The organism is Halococcus thailandensis JCM 13552, from assembly GCF_000336715.1.
Taxonomy (GTDB): Archaea; Halobacteriota; Halobacteria; order Halobacteriales; family Halococcaceae; genus Halococcus; species Halococcus thailandensis.
Map to the genome: position 1 here is coordinate 35,167 of NZ_AOMF01000171.1, position 16,503 is coordinate 51,669.

At 66.1% G+C, this 16,503-nt stretch carries 24 protein-coding genes and 2 tRNA genes; 17 read left to right on the top strand and 9 right to left on the bottom strand.

Features of this window, described 5'->3' with window-relative positions:
• Window positions 1–78: 78 nt before the first annotated feature.
• The 6 genes from C451_RS16400 to C451_RS16425 form a co-directional block, all read right to left on the bottom strand.
• Entirely contained in the window at window positions 79–1,320 is a 1,242-nt protein-coding gene (locus tag C451_RS16400) for a tripartite tricarboxylate transporter permease (protein ID WP_007742305.1), read from the bottom strand.
• A gap of 93 nt (window positions 1,321–1,413) precedes the next feature.
• The gene (rpl12p, locus tag C451_RS16405) at window positions 1,414–1,755 is read right to left on the bottom strand and encodes a 50S ribosomal protein P1 (RefSeq protein ID WP_007742306.1); all 342 of its coding nucleotides are present in this window, start codon (window positions 1,753–1,755) and stop codon (window positions 1,414–1,416) included.
• A 19-nt stretch (window positions 1,756–1,774) separates the two neighbouring features.
• Window positions 1,775–2,815 (bottom strand): 50S ribosomal protein L10, encoded by a 1,041-nt coding sequence (locus C451_RS16410; protein ID WP_007742307.1) that lies wholly within the window; start codon window positions 2,813–2,815, stop codon window positions 1,775–1,777.
• Window positions 2,815–3,453 (bottom strand): 50S ribosomal protein L1, encoded by a 639-nt coding sequence (locus C451_RS16415; RefSeq protein WP_007742308.1) that lies wholly within the window; start codon window positions 3,451–3,453, stop codon window positions 2,815–2,817. Before C451_RS16415 ends, C451_RS16410 begins: the two co-directional genes overlap by 1 nt.
• A 109-nt stretch (window positions 3,454–3,562) precedes the next feature.
• Window positions 3,563–3,826 (bottom strand): amphi-Trp domain-containing protein, encoded by a 264-nt coding sequence (locus C451_RS16420; protein ID WP_007742309.1) that lies wholly within the window; start codon window positions 3,824–3,826, stop codon window positions 3,563–3,565.
• Between the two features lie 144 nt (window positions 3,827–3,970).
• Complete coding sequence (locus C451_RS16425; RefSeq protein WP_007742310.1) at window positions 3,971–4,450, bottom strand: 50S ribosomal protein L11; 480 nt, start codon at window positions 4,448–4,450, stop codon at window positions 3,971–3,973.
• Between the two features lie 186 nt (window positions 4,451–4,636).
• On the opposite strand from C451_RS16425, the gene C451_RS16430 reads away from it, so the two are divergent.
• The 6 genes from C451_RS16430 (at window position 4,637) to C451_RS16455 (ending at window position 9,412) form a co-directional block, all read left to right on the top strand.
• The gene (locus C451_RS16430; RefSeq protein WP_007742311.1) at window positions 4,637–5,746 is read left to right on the top strand and encodes an OBG GTPase family GTP-binding protein; all 1,110 of its coding nucleotides are present in this window, start codon (window positions 4,637–4,639) and stop codon (window positions 5,744–5,746) included.
• Window positions 5,746–6,183: a TIGR04206 family protein gene (locus C451_RS16435; protein WP_007742312.1), complete on the top strand. Its 438-nt coding sequence runs from the start codon at window positions 5,746–5,748 to the stop codon at window positions 6,181–6,183. The genes C451_RS16430 and C451_RS16435 overlap by 1 nt, the downstream gene beginning before the upstream one ends.
• A gap of 31 nt (window positions 6,184–6,214) precedes the next feature.
• Window positions 6,215–6,982, top strand: a complete 768-nt coding sequence (locus tag C451_RS16440) for a VOC family protein (RefSeq protein WP_007742313.1) — start codon at window positions 6,215–6,217, stop codon at window positions 6,980–6,982.
• 299 nt (window positions 6,983–7,281) lie between these two features.
• Window positions 7,282–8,391 (top strand): glutamate--cysteine ligase, encoded by a 1,110-nt coding sequence (locus C451_RS16445; protein WP_007742315.1) that lies wholly within the window; start codon window positions 7,282–7,284, stop codon window positions 8,389–8,391.
• 36 nt (window positions 8,392–8,427) lie between these two features.
• Entirely contained in the window at window positions 8,428–8,883 is a 456-nt protein-coding gene (locus C451_RS16450; RefSeq protein WP_007742316.1) for a hypothetical protein, read from the top strand.
• 40 nt (window positions 8,884–8,923) lie between these two features.
• The gene (locus C451_RS16455) at window positions 8,924–9,412 is read left to right on the top strand and encodes a phosphopantetheine adenylyltransferase (RefSeq protein WP_007742318.1); all 489 of its coding nucleotides are present in this window, start codon (window positions 8,924–8,926) and stop codon (window positions 9,410–9,412) included.
• Here C451_RS16455 and C451_RS16460 read toward each other — a convergent pair whose 3' ends face one another.
• Window positions 9,413–9,721 (bottom strand): transcription initiation factor TFB 4, encoded by a 309-nt coding sequence (locus C451_RS16460; protein WP_007742319.1) that lies wholly within the window; start codon window positions 9,719–9,721, stop codon window positions 9,413–9,415.
• Window positions 9,722–9,861: 140 nt separating this feature from the next.
• Entirely contained in the window at window positions 9,862–10,887 is a 1,026-nt protein-coding gene (locus C451_RS16465; RefSeq protein ID WP_007742320.1) for a tyrosine--tRNA ligase, read from the bottom strand.
• Window positions 10,888–10,972: 85 nt separating this feature from the next.
• Between C451_RS16465 and C451_RS16470 the strand changes: the two genes are divergently transcribed.
• On the top strand, window positions 10,973–11,416 hold the full coding sequence (locus C451_RS16470) for a hypothetical protein (RefSeq protein ID WP_007742321.1): 444 nt from the start codon (window positions 10,973–10,975) through the stop codon (window positions 11,414–11,416).
• Between the two features lies 1 nt (window position 11,417).
• On the opposite strand, the gene C451_RS16475 is transcribed toward C451_RS16470, so the two are convergent.
• Window positions 11,418–12,437, bottom strand: coding sequence for an Mrp/NBP35 family ATP-binding protein (locus C451_RS16475; RefSeq protein WP_007742323.1), 1,020 nt, complete (start codon window positions 12,435–12,437; stop codon window positions 11,418–11,420).
• Window positions 12,438–12,589: 152 nt separating this feature from the next.
• Here C451_RS16475 and C451_RS16480 point away from each other — a divergent pair.
• The 10 genes from C451_RS16480 to C451_RS16525 all read left to right on the top strand — a co-directional run bounded on the left by C451_RS16480 (window position 12,590) and on the right by C451_RS16525 (window position 16,499).
• Window positions 12,590–12,674 (top strand) — tRNA-Ser (locus C451_RS16480).
• A gap of 15 nt (window positions 12,675–12,689) precedes the next feature.
• Window positions 12,690–13,208 carry a 30S ribosomal protein S13 gene (locus tag C451_RS16485; protein ID WP_007742324.1) on the top strand — a complete coding sequence of 173 codons (519 nt, stop codon included), beginning with the start codon at window positions 12,690–12,692 and terminating at the stop codon, window positions 13,206–13,208.
• Window position 13,209: 1 nt separating this feature from the next.
• Window positions 13,210–13,737 (top strand): 30S ribosomal protein S4, encoded by a 528-nt coding sequence (locus tag C451_RS16490; RefSeq protein WP_007742327.1) that lies wholly within the window; start codon window positions 13,210–13,212, stop codon window positions 13,735–13,737.
• Entirely contained in the window at window positions 13,734–14,129 is a 396-nt protein-coding gene (locus C451_RS16495) for a 30S ribosomal protein S11 (RefSeq protein ID WP_007742328.1), read from the top strand. Before C451_RS16490 ends, C451_RS16495 begins: the two co-directional genes overlap by 4 nt.
• A 3-nt stretch (window positions 14,130–14,132) precedes the next feature.
• Window positions 14,133–14,879, top strand: coding sequence for a DNA-directed RNA polymerase subunit D (locus C451_RS16500; protein ID WP_007742329.1), 747 nt, complete (start codon window positions 14,133–14,135; stop codon window positions 14,877–14,879).
• A 126-nt stretch (window positions 14,880–15,005) separates the two neighbouring features.
• A tRNA-Leu gene (locus C451_RS16505) sits at window positions 15,006–15,090 on the top strand.
• Between the two features lie 18 nt (window positions 15,091–15,108).
• Window positions 15,109–15,459 (top strand): 50S ribosomal protein L18e, encoded by a 351-nt coding sequence (locus C451_RS16510; protein ID WP_004055416.1) that lies wholly within the window; start codon window positions 15,109–15,111, stop codon window positions 15,457–15,459.
• A complete protein-coding gene (locus C451_RS16515) occupies window positions 15,456–15,890 on the top strand; it encodes a 50S ribosomal protein L13 (RefSeq protein WP_007742330.1) in 435 nt (144 codons plus the stop codon). The genes C451_RS16510 and C451_RS16515 overlap by 4 nt, the downstream gene beginning before the upstream one ends.
• A gap of 5 nt (window positions 15,891–15,895) precedes the next feature.
• On the top strand, window positions 15,896–16,291 hold the full coding sequence (locus C451_RS16520) for a 30S ribosomal protein S9 (RefSeq protein ID WP_007742331.1): 396 nt from the start codon (window positions 15,896–15,898) through the stop codon (window positions 16,289–16,291).
• Between the two features lie 16 nt (window positions 16,292–16,307).
• Window positions 16,308–16,499: a DNA-directed RNA polymerase subunit N gene (locus C451_RS16525; protein WP_007742332.1), complete on the top strand. Its 192-nt coding sequence runs from the start codon at window positions 16,308–16,310 to the stop codon at window positions 16,497–16,499.
• Window positions 16,500–16,503 lie beyond the last annotated feature (4 nt).

Below are 16,503 nucleotides of genomic sequence, written 5' to 3' on the forward strand. Positions count from 1 at the left end.
AACCGCACCCCTACCGCACCACACCCACACCGCCCGCCACCGCACTGCCATAGCACCCCAAACCGCCAACAGCACCGCTCAGATCCCCAGCATCAGCGGCCCCATCAACACACCCATCAGATGCACGCGGCGCGCGCCGAGCATCGCGGGCACCAATCCAACTAGCGCGCTCGCACAGAACGCACCCACACCAACGAACCCCGAAAAGAGGTACGCGAGCACGACCAGCAGACAGAGCACGCCGACCGAGAGATAGGTGTAATCGACCCGCCCGACCGTCCGCAGATATCGATCGCCGACGAGCGGCACGAGCACGAACCCGACACCGGCGGCGAGCCCGACCCCCGCCAGCAAGAGCGGGAGATCGAGCGGCACGCCGGTCGAATCGAGCGCGACCAACACTCCCGTGCGGGGCGATCCGAGCGCGACGAGCGCGAACAGAGCGAAGATCGTGTTGCTGGTGTTGACGCCGCTCGTCGCGACCAGAAAGCCACGTGCGCCGTCGTCGTTCGGAACCGCGGGCAGCGTCACTGTTGCCGCGACGGCCGCCGACACGCCCGGGAGATAGCCCACGATCGCACCCGACACCGTCCCGACGAGCGCCGTCAGCCCGATCGTCCGCCGGGGCGTCGTCACCGCCGCATCGGCCTGCTCTGGCACCCCGGCCCCGTCGATCGCCTCGATCAACACCGGCGCACCGAACAACCCGGCGAACAGCGGCATCAACATCCCACCGCTCGCGAGCGGCGCGCTCGGCTCGATATCGAGCGTCAGCCAGCCCAGTCCGGCACTCAGGAGAAATGAGAGCAACCCTCCGACGCGCGCCGAATTCGATCGCTCGGTAACGATCAGAAAGAGCACGATCCCGGCCAGTACGAGCGGCAGCCGCGCCCGCACCATCGGATATACGGCCACCATCAGCTCCGTCATCGGCAGCGCGAGCGGCACGGCGAGAACGACCGCGAGCGCACTCCCGAGCGCCGACAGCCGCAACGCCTCGCGCCCGCGTCCCGCGATCACGAGCCGATGACCCGGCAGCGCCGACGCAGCCATCGCCGCATCGGGAACGCCGAGCGCGAGCGTCGGCACCACGTCGAGAAAGGTGTGCGTGACGCCGGCAGCCAACATCGCCGCCCCGACGAACAGCGCGGGCCCCGGCACCTGCGGCGCGGCCGCCGCCAACAGCAGCGCGAAGTTGTTCGCGTGCAGCCCGGGCACGAGACCGCTTACCGTCCCGAGCGCGATCCCGCCGGCGACGAACCCGAGCGCCGGGAGTGCGGATTCGGGGGCGAACACCACGCTCTCGGCCAGCGATACCATCCGCTACGGGATGGCTGCGTCATCCGCCGTAAACGCTCGCATCGCTATCCGCGACGAATAAATCGAGAATTGAGTGGGTTGGGAGGTGTCTGCTCAGCCGAACAGCTCGCCGAGGCCCTCGCCGCCAGCGTCGTCGTCTTCGTCGTCGTCCGCTTCGGCTTCCTCTTCGGCCTCGTCGGCTTCCTCCTCGGCCTCGTCGGTGTCGGCCTCGCCGCCGGCCGCTGCGCCACCGGCACCGCCAGCGCCGCCCGCGGGCACTGCGGCGGCCTGCTCGACGGCGTCCTCGATGTCGACGTCTTCGAGGGCGGCCACGAGCGCCTTCACGCGCGACTCCTCGACGTCCGCACCGGCCGCTTCGAGGATGTCCGTGACGTTTGCTTCGTTGATCTCTTCGTCCGTCTCGTTCAGGATGAGTGCTGCGTAAACGTATTCCATTGTTGTATCAGTAGTGTTTTCAGCCGAACATTTCGCCGAGACCCTCGCCCGCGTCGCCACCATCGTCATCGTCGTCTTCGTCGTCGGCGTCAGCGTCGGGTTCGGACTCGGTGTCGGCCGATTGGTCGTCGCTCGATTCGTCGTCGCCCGTCTCGGCAGGGGCCGTGACACCGCGGAGCTCCTCGGGCAGGGCCTCCTCGTCGTCGATGTTGGCCGCGAGCGCGCGCATCTGTGCGTCCGCGCGGCTCACGAGATCGTCGGCGAGGGCCGGGCTGGCGATCGCTGCCTCCAGACCGAGGCTCTTGGCCTCGGTGCTGCCCTTGCCGAGCAGCGTCCCGGCGGTCTCTGCGGTCGGGTAGGCTGCGTTGACCGAGAGGTTCCGCCCGGCGGCGGCGGCCGCCTCGACGTCCGCCCGGTACTCGTCGATGTCGATGGCCAGCTCGTCGGGTTCGAACAGGATGCCGTCGGCGTAGACGCTTCTGAGATCGAGGCCCACTTCCTTGGGCTCGATCTCGAGCTCGCCGAGCACGTTCGCGAGGGTCTGCGAGACCTCCTCGCCCTCCTCCAGTACTGTGGAGTCCTCGGTGACCTGAATCGAACCGTCCATGATTCGCGCGGCTGCGCCGACCTGCTGGAGTTCGCCGACGAACGGCCCCGGGTCGATCCCGGTGTCGCCCTCGGGGATCTCGATTGGGTTGGGTGCGACCTCGCCGGCGTTGATCGGTGCCGGCGTCTTCGAGGCCTCGAGCTCCCGGTAGAGACCGAACGGGTTTGCGTCGGCACCGATCAGTCCGACCTGTCCGTCGACCTCGTCGATCAGCTCCTCGACGCCGTCGTCGGCGTCGTCGAGCGCGCGCACCAACAGCGTGTTGCGCGCGACGCGAAGCTCGGCCGAGCCGTGGAGATCGCGGCGCATCGCCTGAAGCTGTCGGCTCGGGATCCCCGCGATGGAGACGATGCCGACGCTCTCGTACGTCTCGATGAGCTCGGCGAGATCGGCGACTTCCTCGCGCTTCCAGTCGGGAACCGTCTCGGTCTGGTGGTCGCCCTCGGCGGACATCAGGCCACCTCCACGGACGGCCCCATCGTCGTTTTCACGTACATCGTATCGATGTTGAGGGGACCCTTCTCGAGGTTGGCTTCGAGCCGCCGGACGATGACGTCGATGTTGTCGGCGATCTCGTCGGCGCTCATGTCGGCCGCGCCCACTCGTGTGTGGAACGTTCGCCGATCGCGGCTTCTGAGCTGCACGGTGTTTTTCATCCGATTGATCGTCTCGACGACGTCGTCGTCGGGCTGGAGCGGCGTGGGCATCTTCCCGCGGGGGCCCAGCACCGTCCCGAGATACCGACCGATGTCCTGCATCATGTCGGCCTCGGCGATGAAGAAGTTCGTCTCGCCGGCGAGGTCTTTGGCCTCGTCGTCGTCATCCCCGAGCTCTTCGAGCTCGTCACCGTCGAGGACGTCGTCGGCGACCTCCTCGGCGCGGAGGGCAGTCTCGCCCTCGGCGAAGACGACGATGCGGGTCTCCTGGCCAGTGCCTTCTGGAAGAACGATGCTCTCGTCGACGCGGTTCGATGGATCGTCGAGGTCGAGATCGCGCAGGTTGACGGCGAGATCCACCGTCTCACCGAAGTTCCGCGGTGGGGCCTCGTCGAGTGCGCGTGTCACGGCCTCTTCTATGTCCTGATCTGCCATTTTCCACCTCCGTAGTACGCCTTCACGGCTGCTACGGCGTGAAACAGGCGACGCCTGTCTCGTCGTAAAACCACCGCCGTGTCCGTTTAAACTCGTCGAAGCGGACCGACTACTCGACGAGATCGGGTTCGTCGTCCTGTCGCGTCCACTCCAGTTCGAACTCGACGGTTCGCTCGGCCGCGCCGAATCGCGGCGACTCCTCCTCGACTTCGACCTCGAACTCGCAGGGATCGGTCGGGTCGATGCGGACGTGCTCGCCGCCGACGGCGAGGGTAAGCTCGCCATCGCTCCGCAGCTCCTCGGCGAAACTCTCGAAGATATCGGCGACCGCTTCACGACTCAGTTCGCGCTCGGTTTCGTACTCTTCTGACATGCTCGCGGGACTACACCGGAGCGATGCCTAAACCTACCGGTATCGTTCGGATATGTGATACGGAAACGAACCGGTCGTTCGTGCACAGTTCGACTGTGAGAGAACAGCGAGGACGCCAATGCGTCCCGCGTGGCGCTCGCGTAGTTACGCTTCCGCGAGCACGTCGTCGTACTGGCCGTCGTCGACGCGGTCGTCGAAGGTGCGTGCGTCCTCGCCGTCGATGGTCACGCCGAGCGAGACGCAGGTGCCGGCGACTTCCTTGGCGGCGCTTTTGGTGCCGTAGGCCAGCAGGTCGGGCCCTTTCTGCTCGGCGACCTGTTTGACCTCCTCGACCGAGATGTCGGCGACGAAGTCCTTCTGGGGTTCGCCGCTGCCCGTCTCGAAGCCCGCCGTGTCCTTGACGAGCGCCGCGGTCGGCGGTACACCGACCGAGATCGAGAACGCGCCGTCGTCCTCGTAGTCGACGGTGACGGGGACTTCCATCCCGTCGAACGCTTCGGTTTCGTCGTTGATGTCGCTCACGACCTCCTGGACGTTCACCGGCGTCGGGCCGAGCTCCGGGCCGAGCGGCGGCCCCGGATCGGCCTCCCCGCCGGGAACGAGCACTTCGATGGTTCCAGCCATATCCGGAGAATCGTCGCCGCGAGGTTAAGGATTGCTTTTCTACTGTCGGAAGAACTCCCACTCGTCGTCGTGCGAGCGTTTCGCCCTCTCTCGGTTGTCACGGGAGCCCACGTCCCGAGCGCCGACCGACAGTATCGGCGAGCGGATGTGAAGGACTTTTCGACGCCCATGCCTCATCTCCGGGCGATGGGGCTGGAAGACGAGATCGAGGACCTCCGCGACGAGATAGCGGAGACGCCGTACAACAAGTCCACGGAGGCCCACATCGGGCGGCTGAAGTCGAAACTCGCCGAGAAAAAGGAGAAGCTCGAAAACCAGTCCTCCGCCGGCGGTGGCCAGGGCTACTCGGTCGAGCAGACCGGCGACGCGACCGTGGCGCTCGTCGGCATGCCGAGCGCGGGCAAATCCACGCTGTTGAACGCGCTCACGAACGCCGAAAGCGAGGTCGGTTCCTACGAGTTCACGACGCTCGACGTGAACCCCGGCATGCTCAAACACAAAGGGGCCAACATCCAGCTGCTCGACGTGCCCGGGCTGATCGAGGGCGCGGCGGGCGGTCGCGGTGGCGGCCAGGAGGTGCTCTCGGTGATCCGGACCGCCGATCTCGTCGTATTCGTCCTCTCGGTGTTCGAGATCGAACAGTACGCACCGCTCGCGCGTGAACTCTACGAGAACAAGATCCGCCTCGACAGCCGGCCCCCGAGGGTGCGCATCACGCCGAAGGGCAAGGGCGGTATCGACGTCACGACCGCCCCGGAGGTCGATCTCGCCGACGACACCGTTCGTGAGGTGCTCCGCGAGCGCGGCTACGTCAACGCCGACGTCGCTATTACCGAATCCGTCGATCTCGACGGACTGCTCGACGGGATCCTCGACAACCGGGTGTATCTCCCCTCGCTGGTCACCGTGAACAAGGCCGACCTCATCGAGCGCGACTATCTCGATACCGTGAACGAGGAGCTCCGTGCAGAGGATATCGACCCGGAGGAAGCGATCTTCATCAGCGCCGCGGAAGGGAAAGGTCTCGACGCGCTCACCGATCGCATCTGGGACGCGCTGGGACTCATCCGCATCTATATGGACAAGCCTGGCCGCGGGACGGACTACGAGGAGCCGCTGATCCTCGAAGCCGGCCAGACCGTCGGCGACGCCTGCGAGAAACTCGGCGGTGAGCTGGAAGACCGGTTCCGCTTCGCGCGCGTATCGGGCCCGAGCGCGAAACACGACGAGCAGCAGGTCGGCACCGACCACCAGCTCCGCGACGAGGACGTCCTCCGTATCGTCGCCCGTCGCTGATGGCCGGTGTCTACGCTCGGCGACGACTACTCGCCGTGATCGTGCTCGGGCTCGTTCCCTGGACGATCGTCACCGGTGCCATGCTCACGTTCGTCTTCCCGTTCGGACTCGCGAACACGACGCCGCTGCATCTCACGCCACTCACCGACTACCTCCGATTCGCCGGCGGGTTCGCCGCGCTGCCCGGATTCCTGCGCGCGTGGCCGACGAGTGTATTGCTCTATCTCGGTGCGCTGATCAGCGCCGTCGGTGGCGTTCTCGGTCGCGAAGATCGGCGCGTGACGGGTGGGCTGCTCGTCCTCGCCGGCGTGAGCCATCTGGGTCTCGCCGTCGGCTTCCTGCGCACCGGTCGACTGGCAATCCCGCTCGGGCCGATCTTGGCGCTCGCGCTCGCGTGGTGGTGTTACTGGCCCGCACTGCGACGGACGGTCCCGTAGTCTTTTGCCCGCGCGACGGGTACGGCGGCGCATGGACGCACTGCTCGACCACACGATGATGCGGGTCGCGGATCTCGACGAATCGATCGACTGGTACGGGACGCATTTCGATTACGAGGAGAAGGGACGGATGGAGGCAGACACGTTCACGAATGTCTTCATGGGGCCCGAAGACGCCCACGAGGACGCTGCGCTCCTCGAACTCACCTACAACCACGACGGGCGCTCCTACGAGCTCGGTGATGCGTGGGGCCACATCGCAGTCAGAGTTCCAGAGGGCGAACTCGAAGCAGCCTACGACGAGTTGATGGACGAGGGTGTCGAAGACTACCGCGATCCCGAATCCTGTGGCGGGCGTTACGCGTTCGTGAAGGACCCCGACGGCCACGAGATCGAGATCGTCCAGCGCGACCACGGGGCGAAGTGGAGCATCGACCACACGATGATGCGCGTCACCGACGCCGACGAGCAGATCGGCTTCTGGACCCGGAAGTTCGAGTACGACGAGCGTCCCGAGGGCCGCTGGGAGGCCGATTCCTTCGCGAACTACTTCGTCGAGCCAACCGACGCACCCGAGGAGGCGATGAGCGTCGAACTCACCTACAACTACGACGACCGCTCCTACGAGATGGGTGATGCCTGGGGTCACGTCGCGGTGCGCGCCGACGATCTCGACGACGCCTGGGACACCCTCATGACCCGCGGCGCGGCGGACTACCGCGATCCCGAATCCTGCGACCACCAGTACGCCTTCACGAAGGATTCGGATGGCCACGAGATCGAGATCGTGACGCAGTAGCGGCGGCGATACTGTGCGGTGGCGGTGTGGCGCTGTGCGGTTGCGGTGCGAGGACGGTTTGCGGTAGCGGGCAGTGAGTGATCGTACCGCGAGCGAACGCGCGGCGCGAAGCGCCGCGGCTGGCGCGAACGGCGCAGCCGTGAGCGCGAAGTGAGCGAGCGGGCCGAGGAATCCCTGAGTGATACGAGGGGATGACGACGGCTTTTGGTCCAGATTCTGCCAGGGAGGGGGCGCGCCTCGCGCGACCGACCGCAGCAAAAGGTGGGCTTTTAACCGCCCGAGCGGGTAGCTGTGGCGCAATGGACGTGGGTTCGGCCGACAACTTCACGCGGATGGGAACGCTGGGTGTCGAGGAGGAGTTCTACATCGTCGACGATGCGGGGCGGCCCACGGCGGGCACCGACGAACTCGTCTACGAGACGGAGCCGCCGGCAATTCTCGACGACAGGCTGGCCCACGAACTGTTCAAGTTCATCATCGAGACGCAGACGCCCATCTGTGAGGATCTCGCCGATGCTCGCGAGCAGTTCGTCGCGATTCGCGAGGCGCTCGTTGAGCACGCCGCAACCCATGGCTACGATATCGCCGCGGCCGGTCTCCATCCTGCCGCCCAGTGGCGCGAGCTCGAACACGCCGAGAAGCCGCGCTATCGCGCCCAGCTCGATCGGATCCGGTACCCACAGTTCCGCAACACGACGGCGGGGATCCACGTCCACGTCGGCGTCGACGACGCGGAGAAGGCGACGTGGATCGCGAACGAACTGCGCTGGTATCTCCCCGTGATCTTGGCGCTGTCGGCGAACTCACCGTTCTGGAACGGGTTCGACACCGAACTCGCCTCCGCGCGCGCGAAGATCTTCGAGGGATTGCCGAATACGGGGATGCCGACGCCCTTCGAGAGCTTTGCGGCGTTCCAGCGCTTCGAGCGGCGGATGGTCGAGCTGGGCTCCATCGACGACCGCGGCGCGCTCTGGTACGACGTCCGTCCCCATACCGGCCACGGCACCGTCGAGGTGCGCGCGCCCGACGGCCAGGCGGATCCCGAGATCGTCTTCGCGTTCGTCGAGTACGTCCACGCGCTCGTGATGGATCTCGCCGAACGGTACGACGACCAGCGCGAACCCTGGGCAGTCTACCGATCCGACGGCCGCGGATCGTCGGACGGGCTCCGTCGGGAGTTCCTCGACGAGAACAAGTGGCGCGCGCTCCGGCACGGCCACGATGCGTCGTTCGTCGATCGCGAAGGAACGGGGACGATCGCCCTCGATACGCTCGTCGAGCGCGAGTGCGATCGGCTCGGGATCGACGGTATCGGTGCGGTCGCAGCCGCCGAGAGCGGCGCAGCCAGACAGCGCCGGCTCCTTCGCGAGGAGGGTCTCGACGCGCTCTGTCGGTCGCTCGTGCTGTGAGGAAGGCTTTTGCCCGGCGATCGACTCCGTTCGGACATGGACGACGATGCCGACGAGATCGAACCCGACGACGTCCGCGCCGAACTCGACCGCCAGCGAGCGGACGTCGTCGACGACCGGATGGACGAGGGGCTCGTCGATCTGCTCTCGCGGGCGCTCGACACCGACACGCGCACGCGAGTGTACGTCTATCTCCGGCAACAGCCGGAGTCGACCGTCGAGGAGATCGCCACCGGTACGGGGCTGTATCCGGCCGCCGTCCGGCGTGTTCTCGACGAGTTCGACGACGAGCAGGTCGTCGAGCGCCACGACAGCGCGGAGCCGACCTACACCGCCGCACGACCCGACGAACTGATCGACGCCGCAATCGATCGGTTCCGCGACGAACTCGAAGGGCTGTTCGCGCCGCGTCGCCGCGACCGCCGAAACGGGGAGAGACGCTCCGAACCGGTGACTATCCCCGTCGAAGCGGCCGATGGCGACGAGCGGTAAGGAGCGACATCCCTAAGCCACGGGCGAGTCTGTGACGGGTATGCAGGTCGCGCTCGGCGGCACGTTCGATCCGATACACGACGGCCATCGACGGCTGTTCGAGCATGCCTTCGAGCGTGGCGACGTCACGGTAGGGCTGACGAGCGACGAACTGGCGCAGGAAACCCGCCACGAGGAGCGCCACGTTCGCCCGTTCGAGCAGCGTCGGGCGGATCTCGCGGACGAACTCGCCGCTCTCGCCGACGAACACGACCGTTCGTACGAGATCCGTCGTCTCGGCGAACCGACCGGCATCGCCGTCGAGGAGGGGTTCGACGTACTCGTCGTCTCGCCCGAGACCGAAACCGGCGGCAAGCGCGTGAACGAGCGCCGCCGCGAGCGTGATCTCGACCCCCTCGACATCGAGGTCGTCGATCATCTCACCGCCGAGGACGGCGGCATCGTCTCCAGCACGCGCATCGTCAACGGCGAGATCGACGAACACGGGAACCTCACGCCCGAACGAGAGGGTCGTCCGCGACCGAGCTGATCACCACTCCGGCGGATCGAGCCCTGCTTCGTCGAGGACGTCCCGCCAGCGTTTCTGGACCGTGAGTCGCGCGACGCCGACCGCCTCGGCGACGGTCGACTGGGAACGGCGGTCGCCGGCGATGAGCGCGCCGGCGTAGAGGCTCGCCGCCAGTACCGCCCGTTTCGACCGCTCGCGTTCGGGCACCGTCGAGAGGAATAGGTCGGCGGCGCGCTCGCGGGCCCTGTCGTCGAGTGAGAGCTCGTCGGCCGCCGTATCGAGTTCGGCGAGCCACTCCTCGTTGGCGAGTTCGTCGCGCGCCCGGTACATGGCCGAGGATAGGGTCGCCAGGGGATAAATGGTCCGCGGGCCGTCGTTCGGGGGCTCGAAACGGACAGCCATGCCCGGATTCGTCCCAATCCGTTGTGAGGGGAGAGTGGAAGGTATGGGAGAGGGGGAAGAGTCGGTCGCTACTCGTACTTCTCGGGGTAGGCAGTCGCCAGTCGATCGGTGTCGATCCGTTCGCGAACGGGGGCGATGACCGACGAGACGTACTCGGCGGCGGCGTTTTTCAGGTCCTGTGGGTGGAGCTCCCCGCTCACGAAGTCGTCTTCGAGCTCGTCGTAGCTCTCGTATACGAGATCGCCACCGTACTCGTCGGGCCGCTCGATCTCGAACGACTCGCCGCGCTCGTCGAGGATCGGGAAGACGAGGTAGTCCATGTACTCGAGCACGCCGTTGTCCTCAACCTCGCCCTGCGGGCAGTACGCGCCCTGGAGCTTCTCGGCCACAGTGTCGGCGTCGTCGGTGAGATTGACTTTCGAGGTCGCGTCCGAGGCGCTCATCTTTCCGCCCGAAAGTCCCGCCAGCAGCGGCGCGAACACACAGACCGGGGGTTCGTCGCCTCGATCGGCGAACAGCTCGCGGCTGAGCATGTAGATACCGCGCTGGTCGATGCCGCCGTAGGCGATGTCGGCGTCGAGCGCGTCGATGTCGAGGGTCTGCATCAGCGGGTAGATGAGACCGCCCAGTTTGGGGTTCTCGGACTGGCGGACGACCTCGCTGCCGGCGCGCTGTACTCGGGAGATGGTAGTGTCGGCGGCCATTCTGAGCAGTTCGAGCGAGTAGTCCGCATCGAGTTCGAACTCGCGGCCCTCGACGAACTCGATTTCTGTGGGATCGGCACCGGCCGCCGCGACCATCCCCTCGATCGCCTCGCGGTAGTAGGCCGTGCGCTCGTCGAGCAGCTCGAAAGGGCTCTTCTCGTCGTCGAGATGGGCGTGGAGATCGGCGATCAACACTGTGACGTCGAGATCCGCCCGGAGGAAGTCCGCGAGCTTGCGGATCGTCGTGAAGTGGCCGATATGCATCTCGCCGGTCGGCGCGTAGCCGACGTAGATCGTCGGATCGTTCTCGAGGAGATCGTCGAGCTCCTCGTCGGTGACGACCTCGGCGGTGTTGCGCGTCACGAGCCGTCGGCGCTCGCTGTCGTTCATACCTGTCGTGTCCTGTGCGCGCTGTTAAGCGATTCCCTTCGTCCGACGGTGAAAGACCCATTCCACCGGAGTCCCTACCGATAGCGTGTACACCGGCAAGACCGAGCAACCCTGCTGTCTCTGTGGCGATCCCGACACCACCACGCGCCTCGATCTGCCGCCACGAGCCGTCCAACTGCTGAAGAACTCGGGCCCGATCGCCTGGCGCGACATCGTCGGCGAGGTGTCGATCCACTTCTGCGCGAGCGATTGGAAGCTCGTCCGCGAGCTGGTGCTCGACATGGGCCTCAACCCGCTCTCGCGCTGCAACGCGGCCCGTGCCTCCCTCGACATCCGCGAGGATTTCGAGGCGCTGCTCAACGACGTGCGCGACGAACCCGATCAGACCGATCTCGAAGCGCGCATGCAGCGAGAAAGCCAGACGGTCATTCGGGAGTTCGACGAGGACGACCTGAGCGAGCAGCGCGATCTCGTGGAGGCGAAGATCCGGCTCTGGAGCTTCGAGGAACTGGGTGTCGCGGCGGCTTGAGCTACTCGCGCCGCCGGTTGCGGTGGACGATGCCGACGTTGTTCGCCGTGTTCTCGGTGAATTCACGGAGTGCGTCGGCAGTGTCGCCATCACCGAGAACGAGCGGTGCGCCATCCTCACCCTCGCGCACGCGCGGATCGAGCGGGATCTCGCCCAAAAACGGCATATCGACGTCGGCGGCGAACTCGCGACCGCCGCCCCGTCCGAAGAGATCGTGTTCGCTGCCACAGTCCGGACAGACGAACCCGCTCATGTTCTCGACGATTCCGAGGACCGGCGTTTCGTGCTTGCCGAACATCTCCAATCCTTTCCTGGCGTCGTCGACGGCGACCTCCTGTGGCGTAGTGACGATGACGGCACCGGCGATCGGCACGCTCTGGAGGAGGGTAAGCTGCGTGTCGCCAGTGCCGGGCGGGAGATCGACGACCATGTAGTCGAGCGCGCCCCATTCGACGTCCTCGAACAGCTGCGTGAGCACCTTGTGGACCATCGGGCCGCGCCAGATGACGGGATCGTCCTCGCCCACGAGGAAGTCCATGCTCATCAGCTTCATCCCGTACTTCTCGGGCGGGATGAGCTGCTCCTCGGCGGTGGCCTTCGGGCGCTCGTCTGAGCCGACCATCCGCGGGACGTTCGGGCCGTAGATGTCGGCGTCGAACAGGCCGACGCGCGCGCCGAGCTGGGAGAGGCCGGCCGCGAGGTTGACGGCGACGGTGGATTTCCCGACGCCGCCCTTGCCCGAGGCGACGGCGATAACGTTCTTCACGCCCGGCAGCACCTCCTCCTCGCGTTCGATGTTCGCAGTGAGTTCGCTCTCGATCCCCTCCGCATCGAGTACCTCGCGCACGCGGGCAGCGATGGCGCTCTCGGTGGGTGAGTAGGGTGCGCCGAGCGCGAGCGAGATGTGGGCGACGTCGTCCTCGATACGGACGTCGTTGACGAGGTTTCCCGAGACGATGTCCGTGCCGAGATCGGGATCCTCGACCTCGCGAAGCAGCGAGCGCACGTCGGATTCGTTCATGGTGAATCCTGCCCTGCGCGAGCGATAAGGATTGGGACCTTGGAGCCGAATCGGGGCGGTTCGTTGTTCTTAAATACCCGCGTCGGGATAGGGTGTATACGACGTACTGTAGGGGATCGCCCCCGAGTCCGGGAGGGCGAAACTACGAACGGGTCGTGGTAGCCAAGTCTGGCCCAAGGCGCAGGGTTGCTAACTCTGTGGCGCACAGCCTCCGGGGTTCGAATCCCCGCCACGACGCTCGAATCACCCACCATGAGTGCAGAAGACCCAGACACACCGGCCGAGGACGAAGAGGAGGAGGACATCCGCTACTTCGTCCGCATCGGCCAAACCGACCTCGACGGGACGAAAAGCGTCGAGCGCGCGCTGACCGGCATGAACGGCGTCGGCCGGCGCACCGCTCGCATCATCGCCGAACAGGCAGAGATCGACCGCACGGCGATCCTCGGTCGCCTCGACGATACTGATGTGGAATCGATCGTCGAGCGCGTCGAGGAGTTCGCCGAGGACGTGCCGGCGTGGCTCACGAACCGCCCGAACGACTACTTCACGGGCGAGGCGAGCCACGAAGTCGGCAACGACCTCTCGCTGACGCGACAGCAGGACATCAACCGCATGCAGATGATCAGCTCATACAAGGGCGTGCGCCACGAGCGCGGCCAGAAGGTCCGTGGTCAGCGCACCAAATCCACCGGCCGCTCGGAGGGTACCATCGGCGTGAACGTCGAAGCGCTGCAGGAAGAGATGGAAGAGGAGGCGGAGGGCGAGTAGAATGGCCCTCGGCTCCAACACCAAAGGCTACGAGACGCCGAATCATCCCTTCCAGGGCGAGCGCATCGCCGAGGAGTCGAACCTCATCGGCCGCTACGGCCTGGCGAACAAAGAGGAGCTCTGGCGCGCCCAGTCCGAGCTTCGCGGTTTCCGTCGTGAGGCACGACGACTGCTCGGCGACGCCCAGGGCGACGCCGACGAGGCCGAGCGCGAGGGCGAGGCGTTCCTCGACCGGCTCCGACGGCTCGGCATCCTCTCGGAGACCGACAGTATCGACGACGTGCTGAGTCTCGAAGTGACCGACGTTCTCGAACGTCGCCTGCAGACCGTAGTCTATCGTGAAGGGCTGGCGAACACGCCGAAACAGGCCCGTCAGTTCGTTTCGCACGGCCACATCGTCGTCGGCGACAGCCGGGTGACGGCACCGTCGCGAAAGGTCGCCATCGCCGAGGAGGAGCTCGTCGCCTTTGACGAGACGAGTTCGCTCGCGGACGAACTGCATCCCGAACGCGCGGAGGGGCAGGAATGAGCGCCGAAAACGAGACCGAGGATCGCTGGGCGGTCGCCCACGTCTTCGCGTCGTTCAACAACACCATCATCTCCGTCACGGACCAGACCGGTGCCGAGACGCTCGCCAAGTCGAGCGGCGGCACGGTCGTCAAGCAGAACCGTGACGAGGCGTCGCCCTATGCGGCGATGCAGATGGCCGAGACCGTCGCCGAGGAGGTGCTCGCCCAGGGTATCGAGGGCGTCCACGTCAAGCTCCGCGGTCCCGGTGGCAATCTCCAGCAGAGCCCCGGACCGGGTGCACAGGCGACCATCCGAGCGCTCGCGCGCGCCGGTCTCGAGATCGGCCGTATCGAGGACGTCACACCGATCCCGCACGACGGGACACGCGCCCCCAAATCGAGCGGGTTCTGACCGATGAGCACCGAGTACGACGTCGAGTTCGTCGACCGCGACGAACGCGCAGCGCGCTTTCTCGTCCGGGGGATCACGCCCGCGTTCGCCAACGGCATCCGCCGGGCGATGATCGCGGACGTGCCGACCCTCTCGATCGACACCGTCCGGGTGGTCGAGAACTCCTCGGTGATGTTCGACGAGCAGATCGGCCATCGCCTGGGGATGGTGCCCCTCGCCGCGCCGCCCGACGAGTTCGAGATGGGCGAGAGCGTCACCCTCGGCCTCGACGTGTCGGGCCCCGACACGGCCTACTCGGGCGATCTCCAGAGCATGGACTCGATGGTCGAGCCCGCCGAGCAGAACGTTCCCATCATCGAGCTCAAAGACGACCAGCGCCTCGAAATCGAGGCCGACGCCGTTCTCGACACCGGGAAATCCCACGCCAAACACCAGGGCGGCGTGGCCGTCGGCTACCGTCATCTCCAGACCGTGGACGTCGTCGGCGATCGCGAGGAGTTCGCCGACGAGGAACCGAACATCCTCCGCGGCGTGATCGAGGACGACGGTGAGCTGATCCCCACCGAAGAGTTCGACAACGACCTCACCGAGCGCTATCCCGGGAAAGAACTCGACGTGCAGGACGTGCCCAACGCGTTCGTCTTCGACGTCGAGACGGACGGCTCGATGAGTGTCGAAGAGCTGGTGCTCGCGGCGGTCGATTCGCTCGACGCGCGCGCGACCGAACTCAGCGAGGCCGTCCAACTGTGATCGATCGCCCCACGAACCAGTCGCGAGCGAGCGTGCCGACGGTCGGCGAGCCAGCGGTGGCGACGCCGAGCGGTGTGTCGGCGACCGAAACTGGTTTGTGGGGACGGGAGAAAAACGAATTCGCGTGCAGGGATAGCCAAGTCAGGTCAACGGCGCAGCGTTCAGGGCGCTGTCTCGTAGGAGTTCGCAGGTTCGAATCCTGCTCCCTGCATGGTTTCTCAGACAACTTATGAACAAAACGAACCCGAGACTCACGAGTCTCATCGCCGAGTTACAGTCGGCCGCCAGCGAACGGGACAGTCCCGTCTGGCAGACGGTGGCCGACCGCCTCGAAAAGCCCCGGCGGACGTACGCCGAGGTGAACCTCGGGCGGATCGAACGCTACGCGAACGAAGACGAGACGGTCGTCGTCCCCGGCAAGGTGCTGGGGAGCGGCGTGCTCGAAAAGCCCGTCACCGTGGCGGCGGTCGACTTCTCGGGCACGGCCGAGACGAAGATCGAACAGGTCGGTGAACCGCTCACGCTCGAGGACGCGCTCGAACGGCATCCCGAGGGAGCCGACGTACGGGTGATCCGATGAGCGCCGAATTCGAGCCCGACGTCGTGATCGACGCGCGCGACTGCATTCTCGGTCGCGTCGCCAGTCAGGTCGCCGAGCGCGCCCTCGACGGCGAGACGATCGCGATCGTCAACGCCGAGGACGCCATCATCACCGGCAGCGACGACGACGTGATGGACGTCTTCGAGACGCGCGCCGAGCTCGGCTCCGACAGCGGGCCGTACTACCCGAAACGTCCGGATCGCATCATGAAACGGTCGATCCGTGGCATGCTGCCCTACAAGCGTCCGCGCGGTCGCGAGGCGTTCGAGGGGATTCGGGTCTACGTCGGCGATCCCTTCGACGCCGACGCCGAGATCCTGGATGGGACGTCGTTGGATCGGCTCTCGAACATCAAGTTCGTCCAGCTCGGCGACGTCAGCGAGAACCTGGGCGCGAACGTCACGTGGTAACTAACATGGTAACGAACACATCCGGCAAGAAGAAGACCGCCATCGCCCGCGCGACCGTCTCGGACGGCGAGGGTCGCGTGCGTGTCAACGCACAGCCCGTCGAACTCGCCGAACCGGAGCTCGCGCGGCTGAAGATGCTCGAACCGTTCCGCATCGCCGACGAGCAGCGCGAGAACGTCGATATCTCCGTGGACGTGCGCGGCGGCGGGACGGTCGGACAGGCCGACGCGGTGCGGACGGCGATCGCGCGCGCACTGGTGCAGCACTCGAACGATGCCGAACTCCGTGACGCGTACATGGAGTTCGACCGGTCGCTGCTCGTCAACGACGTCCGCCAGTCCGAATCCAAGAAATGGGGCGGTCCGGGCGCACGGGCACGCTACCAGAAATCCTACCGCTGATGGGTGGTCGATAGTTATGATGGTCCCGGTCCGGTGTTTCACGTGTGGCAACGTCGTCGGCGAGCACTGGGAGGCGTTCGAGTCCCGCGTCGAGGACGGCGAAGATCCGGGCGAGGTCCTCGACGATCTCGGGGTGAATCGTCACTGCTGTCGGCGGATGCTCGTCTCGCACACCGACCTCGTGGACATCGTGGCTCCCTATCAGTGATGTC

What these genes read in the sequence shown, in the direction of transcription:
- C451_RS16520 (WP_007742331.1), top strand. Translation starts at nt 15,896, where the DNA reads ATGGTAACGAACACATCCGGCAAGAAGAAGACCGCCATCGCCCGCGCG.
- C451_RS16510 (WP_004055416.1), top strand. Translation starts at nt 15,109, where the DNA reads ATGAACAAAACGAACCCGAGACTCACGAGTCTCATCGCCGAGTTACAG.
- C451_RS16425 (WP_007742310.1), bottom strand. Translation starts at nt 4,450, where the DNA reads ATGGCTGGAACCATCGAAGTGCTCGTTCCCGGCGGGGAGGCCGATCCG.
- C451_RS16465 (WP_007742320.1), bottom strand. Translation starts at nt 10,887, where the DNA reads ATGAACGACAGCGAGCGCCGACGGCTCGTGACGCGCAACACCGCCGAG.
- C451_RS16475 (WP_007742323.1), bottom strand. Translation starts at nt 12,437, where the DNA reads ATGAACGAATCCGACGTGCGCTCGCTGCTTCGCGAGGTCGAGGATCCC.
- C451_RS16415 (WP_007742308.1), bottom strand. Translation starts at nt 3,453, where the DNA reads ATGGCAGATCAGGACATAGAAGAGGCCGTGACACGCGCACTCGACGAG.
- C451_RS16485 (WP_007742324.1), top strand. Translation starts at nt 12,690, where the DNA reads ATGAGTGCAGAAGACCCAGACACACCGGCCGAGGACGAAGAGGAGGAG.
- rpl12p (WP_007742306.1), bottom strand. Translation starts at nt 1,755, where the DNA reads ATGGAATACGTTTACGCAGCACTCATCCTGAACGAGACGGACGAAGAG.
- C451_RS16410 (WP_007742307.1), bottom strand. Translation starts at nt 2,815, where the DNA reads ATGTCCGCCGAGGGCGACCACCAGACCGAGACGGTTCCCGACTGGAAG.
- C451_RS16515 (WP_007742330.1), top strand. Translation starts at nt 15,456, where the DNA reads ATGAGCGCCGAATTCGAGCCCGACGTCGTGATCGACGCGCGCGACTGC.
- C451_RS16430 (WP_007742311.1), top strand. Translation starts at nt 4,637, where the DNA reads ATGGGGCTGGAAGACGAGATCGAGGACCTCCGCGACGAGATAGCGGAG.
- C451_RS16525 (WP_007742332.1), top strand. Translation starts at nt 16,308, where the DNA reads ATGATGGTCCCGGTCCGGTGTTTCACGTGTGGCAACGTCGTCGGCGAG.
- C451_RS16450 (WP_007742316.1), top strand. Translation starts at nt 8,428, where the DNA reads ATGGACGACGATGCCGACGAGATCGAACCCGACGACGTCCGCGCCGAA.
- C451_RS16420 (WP_007742309.1), bottom strand. Translation starts at nt 3,826, where the DNA reads ATGTCAGAAGAGTACGAAACCGAGCGCGAACTGAGTCGTGAAGCGGTC.
- C451_RS16490 (WP_007742327.1), top strand. Translation starts at nt 13,210, where the DNA reads ATGGCCCTCGGCTCCAACACCAAAGGCTACGAGACGCCGAATCATCCC.
- C451_RS16445 (WP_007742315.1), top strand. Translation starts at nt 7,282, where the DNA reads ATGGACGTGGGTTCGGCCGACAACTTCACGCGGATGGGAACGCTGGGT.
- C451_RS16400 (WP_007742305.1), bottom strand. Translation starts at nt 1,320, where the DNA reads ATGGTATCGCTGGCCGAGAGCGTGGTGTTCGCCCCCGAATCCGCACTC.
- C451_RS16460 (WP_007742319.1), bottom strand. Translation starts at nt 9,721, where the DNA reads ATGTACCGGGCGCGCGACGAACTCGCCAACGAGGAGTGGCTCGCCGAA.
- C451_RS16500 (WP_007742329.1), top strand. Translation starts at nt 14,133, where the DNA reads ATGAGCACCGAGTACGACGTCGAGTTCGTCGACCGCGACGAACGCGCA.
- C451_RS16495 (WP_007742328.1), top strand. Translation starts at nt 13,734, where the DNA reads ATGAGCGCCGAAAACGAGACCGAGGATCGCTGGGCGGTCGCCCACGTC.
- C451_RS16440 (WP_007742313.1), top strand. Translation starts at nt 6,215, where the DNA reads ATGGACGCACTGCTCGACCACACGATGATGCGGGTCGCGGATCTCGAC.
- C451_RS16435 (WP_007742312.1), top strand. Translation starts at nt 5,746, where the DNA reads ATGGCCGGTGTCTACGCTCGGCGACGACTACTCGCCGTGATCGTGCTC.
- C451_RS16455 (WP_007742318.1), top strand. Translation starts at nt 8,924, where the DNA reads ATGCAGGTCGCGCTCGGCGGCACGTTCGATCCGATACACGACGGCCAT.